The sequence below is a fragment of the Streptomyces sp. RK9 genome, from assembly GCF_045070545.1.
Taxonomy (GTDB): Bacteria; Actinomycetota; Actinomycetes; order Streptomycetales; family Streptomycetaceae; genus Streptomyces; species Streptomyces alboflavus.
The window spans coordinates 3,058,667-3,074,333 of sequence record NZ_CP173704.1 but is presented as its reverse complement, the minus strand read 5'-3'; the positions used below and the strand labels follow the sequence as shown (position 1 = coordinate 3,074,333).

Annotated in this window: 14 protein-coding genes; 8 read left to right on the top strand and 6 right to left on the bottom strand. The window is 72.5% G+C overall.

The window, feature by feature from the left end:
- Positions 1-20 precede the first annotated feature (20 nt).
- On the bottom strand, positions 21-1,526 hold the full coding sequence (locus AB6L24_RS33920; protein ID WP_380846996.1) for a gamma-aminobutyraldehyde dehydrogenase: 1,506 nt from the start codon (positions 1,524-1,526) through the stop codon (positions 21-23).
- A gap of 207 nt (positions 1,527-1,733) precedes the next feature.
- Between AB6L24_RS33920 and AB6L24_RS33915 the strand changes: the two genes are divergently transcribed.
- The 4 genes from AB6L24_RS33915 (at position 1,734) to AB6L24_RS33900 (ending at position 5,281) form a co-directional block, all read left to right on the top strand.
- Positions 1,734-2,267, top strand: coding sequence for an NADAR family protein (locus AB6L24_RS33915; RefSeq protein ID WP_405661778.1), 534 nt, complete (start codon positions 1,734-1,736; stop codon positions 2,265-2,267).
- 163 nt (positions 2,268-2,430) lie between these two features.
- Entirely contained in the window at positions 2,431-3,555 is a 1,125-nt protein-coding gene (locus AB6L24_RS33910; protein WP_405661777.1) for an adenosine deaminase, read from the top strand.
- Between the two features lie 176 nt (positions 3,556-3,731).
- A complete protein-coding gene (locus AB6L24_RS33905; RefSeq protein ID WP_405661774.1) occupies positions 3,732-4,457 on the top strand; it encodes a glycerophosphodiester phosphodiesterase in 726 nt (241 codons plus the stop codon).
- The gene (locus AB6L24_RS33900; protein WP_405661771.1) at positions 4,454-5,281 is read left to right on the top strand and encodes an SAM-dependent methyltransferase; all 828 of its coding nucleotides are present in this window, start codon (positions 4,454-4,456) and stop codon (positions 5,279-5,281) included. Before AB6L24_RS33905 ends, AB6L24_RS33900 begins: the two co-directional genes overlap by 4 nt.
- 24 nt (positions 5,282-5,305) lie before the next feature.
- On the opposite strand, the gene AB6L24_RS33895 is transcribed toward AB6L24_RS33900, so the two are convergent.
- Complete coding sequence (locus tag AB6L24_RS33895) at positions 5,306-5,956, bottom strand: NADPH-dependent F420 reductase (RefSeq protein WP_405661768.1); 651 nt, start codon at positions 5,954-5,956, stop codon at positions 5,306-5,308.
- A 143-nt stretch (positions 5,957-6,099) separates the two neighbouring features.
- On the opposite strand from AB6L24_RS33895, the gene AB6L24_RS33890 reads away from it, so the two are divergent.
- Positions 6,100-6,513: a winged helix-turn-helix transcriptional regulator gene (locus AB6L24_RS33890; RefSeq protein ID WP_405661765.1), complete on the top strand. Its 414-nt coding sequence runs from the start codon at positions 6,100-6,102 to the stop codon at positions 6,511-6,513.
- Positions 6,514-6,639: 126 nt separating this feature from the next.
- Entirely contained in the window at positions 6,640-7,830 is a 1,191-nt protein-coding gene (locus AB6L24_RS33885) for a serine hydrolase domain-containing protein (protein WP_405661763.1), read from the top strand.
- 12 nt (positions 7,831-7,842) lie between these two features.
- Here the strand turns inward: AB6L24_RS33885 and AB6L24_RS33880 are convergent, their stop codons facing one another.
- Positions 7,843-8,589: an SDR family NAD(P)-dependent oxidoreductase gene (locus AB6L24_RS33880; RefSeq protein WP_405661761.1), complete on the bottom strand. Its 747-nt coding sequence runs from the start codon at positions 8,587-8,589 to the stop codon at positions 7,843-7,845.
- 168 nt (positions 8,590-8,757) lie between these two features.
- Between AB6L24_RS33880 and AB6L24_RS33875 the strand changes: the two genes are divergently transcribed.
- A complete protein-coding gene (locus AB6L24_RS33875) occupies positions 8,758-9,366 on the top strand; it encodes a TetR/AcrR family transcriptional regulator (protein ID WP_405661759.1) in 609 nt (202 codons plus the stop codon).
- A 136-nt stretch (positions 9,367-9,502) separates the two neighbouring features.
- On the top strand, positions 9,503-9,931 hold the full coding sequence (locus tag AB6L24_RS33870) for a hypothetical protein (protein ID WP_405661757.1): 429 nt from the start codon (positions 9,503-9,505) through the stop codon (positions 9,929-9,931).
- A 20-nt stretch (positions 9,932-9,951) separates the two neighbouring features.
- On the opposite strand, the gene AB6L24_RS33865 is transcribed toward AB6L24_RS33870, so the two are convergent.
- The 3 genes from AB6L24_RS33865 to AB6L24_RS33855 form a co-directional block, all read right to left on the bottom strand.
- Positions 9,952-11,127, bottom strand: coding sequence for a spermidine/putrescine ABC transporter substrate-binding protein (locus AB6L24_RS33865; RefSeq protein WP_405661755.1), 1,176 nt, complete (start codon positions 11,125-11,127; stop codon positions 9,952-9,954).
- A 131-nt stretch (positions 11,128-11,258) separates the two neighbouring features.
- The gene (locus tag AB6L24_RS33860; RefSeq protein WP_405661753.1) at positions 11,259-13,943 is read right to left on the bottom strand and encodes an MXAN_6230/SCO0854 family RING domain-containing protein; all 2,685 of its coding nucleotides are present in this window, start codon (positions 13,941-13,943) and stop codon (positions 11,259-11,261) included.
- A gap of 152 nt (positions 13,944-14,095) precedes the next feature.
- Complete coding sequence (locus AB6L24_RS33855) at positions 14,096-15,535, bottom strand: gamma-aminobutyraldehyde dehydrogenase (protein ID WP_405663521.1); 1,440 nt, start codon at positions 15,533-15,535, stop codon at positions 14,096-14,098.
- Positions 15,536-15,667 lie beyond the last annotated feature (132 nt).

The following is a 15,667-nucleotide window of genomic DNA, read 5'->3' as shown; positions in this document are numbered from 1 at the left end:
GCGCCCGTCCCCGCGTGCGGCTAGCGGTCCCCGAAGATCGTGCGGTGCCAGTCCTTCCGTGCCACCGCGGTGTTGTCGAACATGACGTGCTTGATCTGCGTGTACTCCTCGAATGAGTAGGCGGACATGTCCTTGCCGTAGCCGGACGCCTTGTACCCGCCGTGCGGCATCTCGCTGAGGATCGGGATGTGGTCGTTGACCCACACGCAGCCCGCCTTGATCTCGCGCGTTGCGCGGCCCGCGCGGAAGACGTCCCGCGTCCAGGCGGAGGCGGCGAGGCCGTAGGGGGTGTCGTTGGCGAGGCGGATGCCGTCGGCGTCGGAGTCGAAGGGCAGCACGACGAGCACCGGGCCGAAGATCTCCGCCTGCACCGCCTCGCTGTCCTGCGCGGCGTCGGCGATGAGGGTGGGCTTGTAGTACGCGCCCGGGTGGTCGAGGGCCTCGCCTCCCGTCACCACGCGCGCGTAGGAGCGGGCCCGGTCGACGAAGCCGGCGACGCGGTCGCGGTGCGTGTGCGAGATGAGCGGGCCGAGGTCGGTGGCCGGGTCGAAGGGGTCGCCGAGCCGCACGGTCGCCATCAGGTCGGCGACGCCCGCGACGAAGGCGTCGTAGAGGGGCCGCTGTACGTACGCGCGCGTGGCGGCCGTGCAGTCCTGGCCGCTGTTGATGAGGGCGCCCGCGACGGCGCCGTGCACGGCGGCCTCCAGGTCGGCGTCGTCGAACACGACGAAGGGCGCCTTGCCGCCGAGCTCCAGGTGGAGCCGCTTGACGGTGGCGGTGGCGACCTCCGCGACGCGCTTGCCGACGCCGGTGGACCCGGTGAAGGACGTCATGACGACGTCGGGGTGCCCGACGAGGTGCTCACCGGCCTCCTTGCCGGCCCCCGTGACGATGTTGACGACACCGTCGGGGATCCCGGCGGCGGTGGCGGCCTGCGCGAACATCAGCGAGGTGAACGGCGTCAGCTCGGACGGCTTCAGGACGATGGTGTTGCCCGCCGCGATGGCCGGGAGGACCTTCCAGGCGGCCATCTGGAGCGGGTAGTTCCAGGGCGCGATGGAGCCGACGACACCGATCGGCTCCCTGCGGACGTACGAGGTGTGGTCGCCGCCGTCGTACTCCCCCGCCGACTGGCCCGCCAGGTGGCGGGCGGCGCCCGCGAAGAAGGCGGTGTTGTCGATCGTGCCCGGTACGTCGAACTCGCGGCTCAGCTTGATCGGCTTGCCGCACTGGAGGGACTCGGCCTGCGCGAGGTCCTCGGCCCGGGCGGACAGCTCGGCAGCGAAGCGGTGCATGGCGTCGGAGCGCTCGCCGGGGCTCGCGGCCGACCAGCCGGTGTACGCGTCCGCGGCGGCCGCGACGGCGTCGTCCACGTCCTTGGCGCCCGCGAGCTCATAGCTCAGGACCTCGTCGCCCGTGGCCGGATCGACCACCGCGTGGGTGCGGCCCGACGTGCCCTGGGTGAGGCGTCCCGCGATGTACTGGGCGCCGTCCGCGAACCGGTCCCGCGCCTGGAATGTGTGCATGACGCTCTCCTCCGCCGGCCGCCCCGTCCCGAGAGGGTCGGCGTAGTTCCAGATCGATTTGAGTGCCGATCCTGACAGGGGGTCGATGGTCCAGCAAGTGATTCCGTTGTTGCCTTTTGGTTACGCGACGGAATCTGTCGACCAGGTGTCGAGTCGGCTTGGAAATTGTGGGACGGAGTGTCAGTGGTGCCTGCCAGAGTGGCGTGCATGAGGGATCTCTCGGGGGAGGACACGGTGGAGGCGAGGGTCAAGTACCTGTACTTCTGGGGGCACGCCCCGCGCCGCGACGGGACGCTCGGGGCCGGCTGTTTCAGCCAGTGGTGGCCCTCGCCGTTCACGGCGGACGGCGTGGAGTACGCGACCGCGGAGCACTGGATGATGGCCGCGAAGGCCCGCCTCTTCGGCGACGCCGACGCCGAGCGGGCGGCGCTCACGGCGCGCACGCCCGCCGAGGCCAAGCGGGCCGGGCGCCTCGTGCGGGGGTTCGACGACCAGGTCTGGGAGCGGGAGCGCTTCGAGATCGTCGTCGAGGGGTCGGTGCGGAAGTTCTCGTCGGACGAGGCGCTGCGGGCGTATCTCGTGGGGACCGGGGAGCGGGTCCTGGTCGAGGCGAGCCCGGTGGACCGGGTGTGGGGCGTCGGCCTCGCCGCCGACGATCCGCGGATCGGGGATCCGGCGGGGTGGCGGGGGCTGAATCTCCTGGGGTTCGCGCTGATGGAGGCGCGGGAGCGGCTGCGGTAGCGGCTCCGTGCCGGGCGGGGAGCGGTGGCTGACCTGTCGCGCCGGGGGCTCGGCCGCGGCGGCCGCCCTGCCGTACCAGGGACTCAGCCCCGGTGGCCGCCCTGCCGTACCAGGGACTCAGCCCCGGCGGCCGCCCCATTCCGGCCAGGACCCGCGTCCTACGATGATCCCCGACCCCCGCGGGGGTCATCCGATCAGCCGATCACACCGTGTTCCCGGGGAGGAACCCATGACCGACCAGCACAACCCCGCCGCCCAGGCGCAGACGCACACGTTCATCGCCGGACTGCCCAAGGCCGAACTCCACGTCCACCACGTCGGCTCCGCCTCCCCCCGGATCGTCTCCGCCCTCGCCGCCCGGCACCCCGACTCCAAGGTGCCGACCGACATCGAGGCCCTCGCGGACTACTTCACGTTCACGGACTTCGCCCACTTCATCCAGGTGTACCTGTCCGTCGTCGACCTGATCCGCACCCCCGACGACGTCCACCTCCTCACCTTCGAGGTGGCCCGCGAGCTGTCCCGGCAGAACGTGCGGTACGCCGAGCTGACCATCACCCCCTTCTCCTCCACCCGCCGCGGCATCGAGGAGCGCGCCTTCATGGCCGCCATCGAGGACGCCCGCAAGACCGCGGAGGCCGACCTCGGCGTCGTCCTGCGCTGGTGCTTCGACATCCCGGGCGAGGCGGGCCTGGAGTCGGCGGAGGAGACCGCGCGGCTCGCCACCACCGACGGCATCCGCCCCGAGGGCCTGGTCTCCTTCGGCCTCGGCGGCCCCGAGATCGGCGTACCGCGCCCGCAGTTCAAGCCGTACTTCGACCGTGCCATCGCCGCCGGCCTGCACTCGGTGCCGCACGCGGGCGAGACCACGGGCCCGGAGACCGTCTGGGACGCGCTCACGCACCTGCGCGCCGAGCGCATCGGCCACGGCACCAGCTCTGCCAAGGACCCGAAGCTCCTCGCGCACCTCGCCGAGCACCGCATCCCGCTGGAGGTCTGCCCGACCTCGAACATCGCCACGCGCGCCGTCACCACCCTCGACGAGCACCCGCTCAAGCAGTTCGTGGACGCGGGCGTGATCGTCACCATCAACTCCGACGACCCGCCGATGTTCGGAACGGACCTCAACAACGAGTACGCGGTCGCCGCCCGCCTCCTCGGCCTCGACGAGCGCGGCATCGCCGACCTCGCGAAGAACGGCGTCGAGGCGTCGTTCCTGGACCGGGCGGGCAAGGACAGGATCACCGCCGAGATCGACGCGTACACGGAGAACTGGCTGGCGTCCTGACGCACGGAGACGCTGAGCCGTCCTGACGCACGGGGACGCTCAGTCCTCCTGGCTCACGGAGAGCAGTCCCCCTGACGCACGGAGACTCGCAGTCCTCCTGACGCACCCCCGCGCGCGACGCGGACGGGCCCCGGGCCGGCAAGCCCCGGGGCCCGTCCCCCGCCACAATGGGTGCCATGCGCACCGTGACTGCCGTCGCCCACCGGGGCGACCCCTACCGCGTCCGCGAGAACACCCTCCCCTCCCTGCGCGCCGCGCTCGAACGCGGCGCGGACGCCGTGGAGATCGACGTCCGTCTGACCCGCGACGGCGTCCCCGTCCTGCTGCACGACGCGGGCCTCGCCCGGCTCTGGGGCCACGACCGGCCGCTGTCCGCGCTGTCCGCCGACGAGGTGCGCGGGCTGACCGACGGCGGCGTGCCCACCCTCGAAGAGGCCCTGAAGGAGACGGACGGCCACCGCGTCCTCGTCGACCTGCCCGGCGCGACCCGCGAGTCGGCGCGCGCCGTCGTCGGCGTCATCGGCGACTGCGGTGCCGCGGAGCGGGCGTACTACTGCGCGGGCCCCGACGCGATGCTCGCCGTGCGGGCCGCGGACCCGGCCGCGGAGATCGCCCTCACCTGGAAGTCGCTCGCCCCGCCCCGGCCCGCCGTGCTCGCCGCGATCGCCCCGCGCTGGCTCAACTACCGCTTCGGCCTGGTGAGTTCGGATCTGGTCGACCGGGTGCACGCGAGTGGCCTGCTGGTCTCCGCGTGGACTCCCGACACCCGGCGGTCCATGCGTAAGCTCATCTCCCACGGAGTGGACTCGATCACCACCAACCGCGTGGACGCACTCGCCGCCGAGCTGTCCCGAGGGCCCCGGCGGCATCGGCAGCAGACGGGGAAGGAACCTCACGAGTGAGCGCAGAGCACGCAGCGAACTTACCGGACGCGCAGAACCCGGACGGCGTCGGCCGCATCCGCACCGACATGGCGCACAACGCCCGCGTCTGGAACTACTGGCTGGGCGGCAAGGACAACTACCCGGTGGACCGCGCGGTGGGCGAGCAGGTCGTCGAGATGTTCCCCGGCATCGGCGAAGTGGCCCGCGCGGACCGGGCGTTCCTCGGCCGCGCGGTCGCGCACCTGGTGGGCGAGCGGGGCATCCGCCAGCTCCTTGACATCGGCACGGGCCTGCCCACGGGCGACAACACCCACGAGGTCGCGCAGCGCCTCGCCCCCGACGCCCGCATCGTGTACGTGGACAACGACCCGATCGTCCTGACGCACGCGGGCGCCCTGCTCACCAGCTCCCCCGAGGGCGCGACCGCGTACGTCGACGCGGACGCCCGGGACACGGAGCGCATCCTGCGGGCCGCCGCCGAGACCCTCGATCTCGGGCAGCCGGTGGCCGTGATGCTGCTCGGCATCCTCAACTTCGTCCCCGACACGGACGTGGCCCGCGGCATCGTACGGACCCTCATGGACGCGGTGCCGTCCGGCAGTTACCTGGTCCTGACCCACCCCACGCTCGACGCCGACGTCGGCGGCGCCGACAACCAGCCGGCCATGGACTTCTGGAACGCCCACGCGACGCCGCCGATCACGGGCCGCACCCGCGCGGAGTTCCTGTCGTTCATGGAGGGCCTCGACCTGCTCGAACCGGGCGTCGAATCGTGCGCGCGCTGGCGGTTCCCGGAGGCCGAGCCGGTGCCGCAGCTCGGCGCGGTGGGCCGCAAACCGTAGCGCCGCCCCACAAGGACGGGCCGCCTAGCCCGGCTCCCCCGCCACCAGGCCGACCGGCGGCACGACGGCCTGCGCGTCCACACCCTCGCCGACCCAGAGGCCGATCAGGAGCGCGGCTGTGGCCTCCACGAGCCCGGCACGGCCGAGGCCGCCCGCTTCGTAGGGCACGCAGCCGATGTCCCGCACGAGTGCGCGTACGACGCCGAGCGCGCCCTCGTCGTCACCGCACACCGGCACCGCGAGGCGCCGCCCGTCGAACACGGGCGGCGCGAGCCGCCACACGCTGTCGTGGCACAGGTTGAACGCCTTGACCACGCGGGCCCCGGGCGCGGCTGCGGCCAGCCGTTCGGCGGCGGACTCCGCGCCCCGCGTGAGCAGCGCGAAGCCCTCGCCCACGGGGTTGGAGCAGTCGATCAGGACCCGGCCGCGCAGGGGGTCGGCGAGCCCGGCGGCGACGTCGGCCCCGACCGCGTACGGCAGTGCGTGCAGTACGGCGCCGTCCCCGAACTCGACGGCCGCCCGCAGCGAGCCGTGCCCCACCGCACCGATCCGCCCCGCGAGCGCGGCCGCCCGCCCCTCGTCACGCCCGCCGACGAACACGTCGTGCCCGGCCCGGACCCACTGCGCCCCCAGCGCGTCAGCCATGTTCCCGGCCCCGAGAATCCCTATCCGCATACGCGTCGCTCTCCCTCGTCCATCCCCTGCACCGGCCCGCGGACCGGCAGTACGAGAACGACACTAGAAAGCCGCTCGGGCACCGATCGGTAAGTCTCGGCCCGCCTTCACCGCCACACGCCCCCTCGGGCACCATGCGAAGCGTGACGCCCCACGACCCACCCCGGACCGCACCCCACGAACCCACCGACCTCCTCGCCGACTGCCGCGCCCGCCTCGCCTTCGACCTGCTCGCCAACACCTGGAACGCGGTGCCCCTCTGGGCCCTGCGACACGGCCCCCTGCGCCCGCGCGAACTGCGCGACCGCATCGGCGGCATCAGCCCCAAGATCCTCACGGAGACCCTCCGCCGCCTGGAGCACAACGGCCTCCTCACCCGCAACGCCTACGCCGAGTCCCCACCCCGCGTCGAGTACGCCCTGACCGACCTCGGCCGCACCCTCATCGCCCCGATCGAGGCGTTCGGCGCATGGGCCCACGAACACGGCGACGAGGTCCTGGCGGCCCAGGACCGAGCCGAGGCCCCCCGAGGGGAACACCCCTACAACTACCCCTAGACACACACCAGTTGCCCCGGAACCACCTCAGGGTCCCCACCCCTCCCCAGTGACGATCCGCCCGCACCCGCCCGCCGCGCAGGATGAGAGGGACCCCACAGTCACTCATCTCACCTGGAGCAGCTCATGCGTGTACGTGCCGGTCTCTCCGCCACGGTCGCCACCGCCGTCGTTCTCGGCCTCACGGCGGCCGCGGCGCCCGCCCTCGCGAGCGGTGGTGCGGGGACGCCCGCCGCCGTGGCCGCGGACAGTCGGTCGGAGCCCGACGGCGAGGCGTTGCGTGCGGCCATCGACGGTCTTCCCGATGCCGACGCGACGGCCGCGCTGGTGCGGGTGCGGGGGAAGAAGACGTCGTGGCACGGGAGTTCGGGGGTCAGGGATCTGACGTCGGGGCGGGACGCGAACCCTGAGGGGCGGTTCCGGGCCGGGTCCACCACGAAGGTGGTGACGGCGGCCGTGGTGCTGCAGCTCGCCGCCGAGGGCAGAGTCGACCTGAACGCGCCGGTGCAGCGCTATCTGCCCGACCTGTTCGCCGCGAACGCCGACGCCTTCCGCAAGCCCATCTCCGTACGCCAACTCCTGAACCACAGCAGCGGATTGCAGCCGGGGCGCTCGCTCGGCAAGACCTTCGAGGAGCTGTACGCGAACCGCTTCGAGACGCTCACCCCGCAGGAGGTCGCCGTCACGTCGATCGCGAAGGGGCCCGCGCACGACCCGGGGGTCGAGCAGGAGTACCTGGGCGTCAACTACACGCTGCTCGGGCTGCTCATCGAGAAGGTGACGGGGCACTCGTACGAGCAGGAGGCCACCCGGCGCGTCCTCAAGCGCGCCGGCATGCGGCACTCCTCCTTCCCCGGTACGGACCCGCGCATCCACGGCCCGCACAACCGCGGCTACCAGGCCGTGCAGGAGCCCGGCGGCGGGACGCGCCTCGTCGACGTCACCGAGTGGAACCAGCGGGACCGGATGGCGGGCGGCGACATGATCTCCACGACGGCCGACCTGGAGCGGCTGACCGTCGCGCTGTTCCGCGGCAGGATCGTGCCGAAGCCGCAGCTGGAGGAGATGTTCACGGTGCCGAAGGACATCGAGGGCGCCACGATGAGCGCGGGCCTGATGCGATTCGAGGCGCCCGACGGGCGGGTCGTCTGGCTGAAGACCGGGGGGCGGCACGGCTACAACTCGATCGTCGCCGCCACCCGGAACCTGGACACCGTCCTCGTCTACTCGGTCAACTCCACCGACGCCAAGGGCCAGGACATGAACCCCGTCGCCCAGCGCATCATCAAGGCGGCGATCGGGTCCCCCCGCGGCTGACCCCCGCCCGGTCTACGCGTTCGTCCCGCCGTCCACCGTGAACTCCGCGCCCGTGACGGTGCGCCCGCCGGGACCCACCAGGTGGGCGACCGTCGCGGCGATGTCGTCGGCGTTCGAGTAGTGGCCGAGGGCGGACATGCCGCGCTGGAAGTCGGAGCTGTCGCCGTCGGCCGGGTTCATGTCGGTGTCCGTCGAGCCGGGGTGCACGGCGTTGACCGTGATGCCGCGGGGGCCGAGTTCACGGGCGAGGGCCTTGGTGAAGCCGCTGAGGGCGGACTTGCTCATGGAGTACAGGACGATGCCGCCGAACGGCGCCCGGTGCACGAGGTTGCTGCCGATGCTCACGATGCGCCCGCCCCGCGGCAGGTGCGCGACGGCGGCCTGCCCGGCGACGAAGGCCGCGCGGGCGTGGATCGCGAGGGTGCGGTCGAGCTCCTCCAGGGCGACGTCCTCGAACGGCCCGTACGGGTACACGCCCGCGTTGTTGACCAGGATGTCCAGGCGGCCCAGCTCCCGCGCCGCCCGCTCCACGGCCTCCCGGACCGCGTCCGCGTCCGCCGCGTCGGCCTGGATGGCGAAGGACCGCCGCCCCGCCGCCGCCACGTCGGCGACGACGGCCTCGGCCTTCGCCTTCCCGGCCGCGCTCACATAGGTGAACGCCACATCGGCCCCGTCCCGCGCGAGCCGCCGCACGATCGCCGCCCCGATCCCCCGGCTGCCGCCCGTCACCAGCGCGGCCTTGCCCAGCAGCTCAGTCATCCCCGACCCCAACTCTCGATCTTGTACGTATCGGTGTGCCGACCTCGGCCCCATTTCTGTGCCGATCGACACAGAAAACTTTCACACGGGCGCACCAGCACGTCAAGGCCTATATTTGTCAGTCGACACAGAAATGCTTCGGGCATCGGGACGAGGGAGGCGGTAGCCGTGGCGGGACGCGGACGGCCCCGGGCGTTCGACCGGGAGACGGCCCTGCGCCGGGCCATGGAGGTGTTCTGGACCCAGGGGTACGAGGCCACGTCGATGACGGACCTCACCTCCGCCATGGGCATCGCGTCGCCCAGCCTGTACGCCGCCTTCGGCTCCAAGGAGGCGCTGTTCCGGGAGGCGGTCTCGCTGTACAACGACACCGAGGGCTCCGCCATGGCCCAGATGGACGAACTCCCCTCGGCCCGGGCGGCGGTGGAGTCCGTGCTGCGTGAGAACGCGCGCGCGTACGCCGACGGGAGCAGCCCCAGCGGCTGCATGATCGTCCTCGCCGCCACCAACTGCTCGGCGGCGAACGCCCCCGTGTGGGAGCACCTGTCGGGCTGGCGGAAGGCGGGCGCGGAGATGGTGGCCCGCCGCCTGGACCGGGGCGTCCGGGAGGGCGAACTCCCCGCGGGCACGGACACCGGGGCCATGGCCGCCTTCTACACCACGGTCATCCAGGGCATGTCGGTCCAGGCCCGTGACGGGGCGACCCGCGCCGACCTGGACAAGACGGTGGACCGGGCGATGGCGGCGTGGGACGTGGTGGCTGCTCCGGCGCGCTGATCCGCGTCATGCGGGGCTTCGGACGAGGTGGAGGCCGGGGCGGGGGCCGAGGCGGGGGCCGAAGCGGAGGCCGGTGCAGGGCCCGTTGCCGGGTATGGGGGAGAATCCCTCGGTTCACCTCTGTACCAGGAGATTCATGCACAAGCGCCTGCCCCTGCTCGCCGTCTGCCTCACGCTCGCCGCTTTCGGCGCCACGGCATGCGGCTCGTCCGGTGACCGTGAGGCGAAGGCCTCGGCGACACCGACCGCCACGTCTGCCACGGCTGCCACGTCCTCATCGGCCGCCCCGCCCGGGAGCCCGTCGGCGTCCCCCGACGGAGCGCGCGAGCTGACGGAGGTGTCGGCCGCGTTCTACCTCAAGACGATCCGGGAGCACTACCCGGATCTGGACCGCATCGACGACGACGTGCTCGTCGCCCACGGCAGCGCGCTCTGCGCCGCGCATGGGCAGGCCCTCGTCGACCAGGTCAAGAAGACCAGGCGGGAACTGGACCTCGACGGCAAGCAGGCTTCGCGGGTCCTCGGCACCGCGCACGGCAGCTGCGGCAGGAACTCGCTCGGGTGAGCCCGGAGGACGGGTCCGTCCTACAGCCCCGCCAGTGAGTTCCACCTCTTCGCGAACTCGGTGCGCTCCCCCGAGGTGATGTCCCGCGCGATGGCGAGCCGCTTGCGCATGCCGTCGTCCGGGAAGATCAGCGGGTCGTCGGCGAGCGCCGCGAGTTCCTTGTCCTTGGACGAGGCGAGGACGTCGCGGGCCGCGGGCACGGGGCAGACGTAGTTGACCCAGGCGGCCAGCTCGGCGGCGACCTCGGGCTGGTAGTAGTGGTCGATCAGCCGCTCCGCGTTGGCCTTGTGGCGGGCGAGGTTGGGGACCATCAGGGACTCGGCCCACAGCTCCGCGCCCTCCTCGGGGACGACGAACTCGATGTCCGGGTCGTCGGCGCGGAGCTGGATGACGTCGCCGCTGTAGGCCTGGCAGGCCAGGACGTCGCCGCTGGACAGGTCCTTGATGTAGTCGTTGCCGGTGAAGCGGCGGATGTGGTGGCTGTCGACGAGCTTCTCGACCCGGTCGCACATGCGGTGGAAGTCGTCCGCCGTCCACCGCGTGACGTCGACGCCGTCCCCCTGCATGAGCAGCGCGAACGCCTCGTCGAGACCGGAGAGCAGCGTGACCCGCCCCTTGAGGTCGCCCGCCCACAGGTCGGACACGTGCCGGATCTCCCGGCCGAGCCGCTTCTTGTTGTACGCGATGCCGGTGATCCCCGACTGCCACGGCACCGTGAACTTGCGGCCCCGGTCGAAGCTGGGCGAGCGCAGCAGCGGGTCGAGGTACTTGGTGACGTGGGGCTGCCGGGTGCGGTCCATCTCCTGCACCCAGCCGAGGCGCACGAAGCGGGCGCACATCCAGTCGCTGATGACGATGAGGTCGCGGCCGGTCTCCTGGTGGTTCATCAGGGACGGGCTGATCTTGCCGAAGAACTCGTCGTTGTCGTTGATCTCCTCCGTGTAGCGCACGTCGATCCCGGTGCGCTTCTCGAAGGCCTCCAGCGTGGGCCGCTTCGCCTTGTCCTTGTCGTCGGTGTCGATGTAGAGCGGCCAGTTCGCGAAGGTCACCTTCCGGTCCGTGCGCGAGCGGTCGGCGGCGCCGCGCTCGTCGGGCGCGATGTACGCGGCCGGGACCCCGCAGCCGGTGGCGAGCGCGGCCACCCCGGCGGCGGTCGCACCGCCGCCCAGGGCGCGCAGCAGGGACCGGCGGGACACGGAGGCTACGGAGGCTTTCGGGTTCGCTCGCACCTCGGCAGCATGCACGGGCGAGCGGGGGCCGGGCAATGGACGGTGCGTCGGGGCGGGGGCGGCGCGGCCCGACAGGCTGTCGGGCCGCGCGAGGTCCGTCAGCGGCCCGGGGCGAGCCACCCCGCCAGGTCCGACGCCGTCACCCGGGTCAGGGGCGCCTCGTCGAGCGGCCCGGGGAAGAGCCGGTACGCCGTGCCGGACGCCGCGCGCTCCGCCCCGGCGAGGTCGCCGTGCACGAGGGCGACCAGCGCGTGACGGTCCGCCAACTCCGGCTCCGCGCAGAGCACATCGGGCTCCCACGCGTCCCGGACGCGCACCGCGAAGTCGGCGCGCGGCTCGTCCTCCTCCCGGCGGTAGCCCCACAGGACGTGGCCGCGTCCGCGCACCAGGACGTCGCCGTCGGTGCGGGCCGCCGCCGTCCAGCAGGCCAGGTCCCACAGCGTGGCCCGGCCCCCGGCCTCGAAGGTGTCGACCAGGTCGTGCCCGGCGCGGGCGAGCGCCGCGCGGTGCCGCCAGACGCTGTGGTTGCCGTCGCCCGTGGCCAGCGTGAGGTCGGCCCACCAGGCCCGGCGCGAGCGCAGGTCGACGATCATCGGGACGCGCAGCGCCGCCTCGCCCGCGAGGTCGAACCGCTGCCGGACGGTGCGCGGGTCGTAGCGGACGCGCTCGTGCCGTGCCGGGTCGACGGCCATGAACCCGGCGAAGGCGTCCGGGAGTTCGTCGAAGGGCACGTTGTTGTACGACAGGACGGCGGGCACGACGAACCGCACCCCGGCCTTGGTGAGCCGCGGCAGGTCCAGGTCCAGGTACTCGGTGGCGCCGTGCGGCGCGGGCGCCGACGTCAGGTCCCCCGAGTGCACCGCGGCACCACCCGCGTACTCCAGCTGCGTGTAGTCGCACAGCCCGACGAACCGCCAGGCGTCGTCGAACATCGCCACGGACAGATCGAGGTCGACCCGCACCCCCTTGGGCTGCTGCCAGTGCAGGAACAGCCGCACCCGCTCACCGGCGGCGGGCATGGGCAGCGAGCTGCCGCGCGGCACGGAGACGAGCGACACGGCGGAGGCACGCTCGGCGAAGGGCACGGGCAGATCGCCGAGGGAGGCGTCGAGCACGGCGATGTCGTACGGCGCCGTCTTCAGCCCGTCCGGCGTGTGAGAACCCCCGGCAGGGCCGACCCCCGCCGCAAGCCGCCGCACAGCCTCCCCCTCGATGAGCTCCGCGGCCCGCGCCGCCACCCGCGAGGGCAACGGCGGCCGGTGATCCTCGACGGCGTACCCCTTGGTCACGCGCCCGCGCGGAAAGAACACACGCCGCCCCCCGGGCTCCGCACGGACCTTCATCCGCCCGTACGCCCCGAGCAACGGCCCCACCCCCACCCGCGGCAGAGCATGTCCCAGCGCCTCCCCGACCACCTCGGGCAGCACCTCCTCACCCGAGCGGGCAAGCAATACGTCGAGCCGCCGCAGCAGCTCACCGGGCCGTGCCCGCAGCAGAGCGGTCGCGGCCGTGGTGTCCCAACGACCGAGCGCGGCCTCGACGCGCCCCTGCCAGCCGACGTGGCGGAGCCGATCCCCGTCCAGACGGATGTCGTCGTGCCGGGCGGCCTCGGCGAGCAGCACCTCGGTGAGCGCGGGGTCGTCGAGCCGGGTGCCGCGCAGGACGGCGAAAGCGAGCGCGGCACGGAGGTGCCGCGCGCCCCCCTCGAAGGGGTGCAGGATCTCGCCGACGCGCTTCCAGGCACCGGGGTACCGGGCGAAGTCCTCACAGAGGTGTCCCAGGTCGAACGTGCAGAGCAGCCCGAGGAGTTCCCGCCGCACCGGCCGCGACACCCGCCGCAGGCGCGGCAGTTCGAGCAGGTCGGGGTCGCCCCCGGACCGCACGACGAGCAGCCGCAGCACATCCGTGGCCGTGTTCGCGTACCGGGCGACGAGCGGCCGCGTGGCCGGGTCGTCCAGGAGCGGCGCGAGGGCGAGGGCCTTGCTCTCGCGCAGGGGTATCTCGTCCGGCAGCCAGCCGAGGCCACCGCTCGCCCCGCCGTCCGCGTGGACCCCGGCCGTGCGGACCCCGGCCGTGTGGGCCCGCGCGAGCAGCAGCACCAGGTCGTCGTGGTCCTGCGGGTTCAGCGGAGTCCGGCGGGCGAGCAGCGCGGCGAGCTCCGCCGCCTCGTCGCCGGGCGCGCCCAGGCGCAGGGCGCGCAGGATGTCGCCGCCGTCGCCCGAGGGGGTGTCCCCGGTGTCGATCCAGGGGTCGGTGGGCCCGTCCGTCTCGTAGCGCTTCTCGCAGATCGGGCAGGCGTACCAGACGCAGCAGTCGTCGCAGCAGCCCCAGTCCCAGGCCACGCCGTGGCAGTCGTCGCACACCAGGTGCGCGCAGGGCGCGAGCGCGCGCACCCGCGCCTTGGTGCCCGCGCAGTTCATGCAGGGCTGGTGCGGCTGGGCGGCGAGGTGGGCGACGACGACGCTGGTGTAGCGGTCGTACGCGTGCTGGTAGGGGATCTCCTCGGGGAACCGCGCGAACAGCGGGACGTGACGGCGGTCGGAGCCCAGCAGGGCGTCGACGTCCGCGAGCAGCCGCATGCCGGTCGCGGCGAGTTCACCGGCGGGAAGATCGGTGAGCGCGCGGCGCAGCGGTGCGGTCAACACGTGCCCGCGGTCGGCGAGTTCGGCTTCGAGGACGACCACGGCGGCCTCGGTCACCGCGGACCGTCCGGCGCCGGAGGGCACGTACACACTCTGCCGTCGGCGCAGCAGCAGCGCGGCGAGGTCGTCGGTCGTCGTCATCAGGTCACACCCCCGTAGTACAAGCAGAAGCGGGGGCGGAGAGTGTGTGCGCTACGGATCTTTTCGCAGAAGAAAGGGAGAAGGAAGCACACGACGGGAGCCGCCCCCGCGTACGCAACGGTACGCGGGGGCGGCTCCCGAAGGCACCCGAATTAACCCTCGATGGACGTCATCACGTGCTTGATGCGCGTGTAGTCGTCGAAGCCGTACGCCGAGAGGTCCTTGCCGTAGCCGGACTTCTTGAAGCCGCCGTGCGGCATCTCCGCGACCAGCGGGATGTGGGTGTTGATCCACACGCAGCCGAAGTCGAGGGCCTTGGACAGGCGCATCGCGCGGGCGTGGTCCTTGGTCCACACCGAGGAGGCGAGGGCGTAGTCGACGCCGTTCGCGTATTCGACGGCCTGGGCCTCGTCCGTGAAGGACTGGACGGTGATGACGGGGCCGAAGACCTCGTTCTGGATGATCTCGTCGTCCTGCTTGAGGCCGGAGACCACGGTCGGCGCGAAGAAGTAGCCCTTCTCGCCGACCCGCTGGCCGCCCGCCTCGACCTTGGCGTGCGCGGGAAGCCGCTCGATGAAGCCGGTGACCTGCTTCAGCTGGTTGGCGTTGTTGAGCGGGCCGTAGAGCACGTCCTCGTCGTCCGGCCGGCCGGTCTTGGTGTCGGCGGCGGCCTTGGCGAGGGCGGTCACGAACTCGTCGTGGATGGACTCGTGGACGAGCACGCGGGTCGCGGCCGTACAGTCCTGGCCCGCGTTGAAGAAGCCCGCGACCGAGATGTCCTCGACGGCCTTGGCGATGTCGGTGTCCTCGAAGACGACCACGGGCGCCTTGCCGCCGAGCTCCAGGTGGACCCGCTTGAGGTCCTTGGAGGCGGACTCGGCGACCTGCATGCCGGCGCGCACGGAGCCGGTGATGGAGGCCATGGCGGGGGTCCGGTGCTCGACCATCGCACGGCCCGTGTCACGGTCGCCGCAGATGACGTTGAAGACGCCGGGCGGCACGATCGAGCCGATGATCTCGGCCATCAGGACCGTCGACGCGGGGGTCGTGTCGGACGGCTTGAGGACGACCGTGTTGCCCGCGGCGAGCGCCGGGGCGAACTTCCACACGCCCATCATCATGGGGTAGTTCCACGGCGCGACCTGCGCGCAGACGCCGATGGGCTCGCGGCGGATGATGGAGGTCAGGCCCTCCATGTACTCGCCGGCGGCGCGCCCTTCGAGCATCCGGGCCGCGCCCGCGAAGAAGCGGATCTGGTCGACCATGGGCGGGATCTCCTCGGACCGCGTGAGTCCGATCGGCTTGCCCGTGTTCTCCACCTCGGCCGCGATCAGCTCCTCGGCGCGCTCCTCGAACGCGTCGGCGATCTTCAGCAGGGCCTTCTGGCGCTCGGCGGGCACCAGGTCGCGCCAGGCCGGGAACGCGTCGGCGGCGGCCTTCATGGCGGCGTCGACGTCGGCCTGGCCCGACAGCGGGGCCACCGCGTACGCCTCACCGGTCGCCGGGTTGATCACCTCGGTGGTCCGCCCGTCGGCCGCGTCCCGGAATTCGCCGTTGATGTAGTTGCGCAGACGGCGCAGCTCGGTGGTCACTGCCAAGCCCTCCTGTCCAGTGGATGAGACACCCACCCTAGTCGTTGTACCGACGCTTTCAACATACCCAGCCGCCCATATCTGCGAAATCCGTGCCTCTGGAGTTGTCGAACAACGAATTTCATCGCTTCG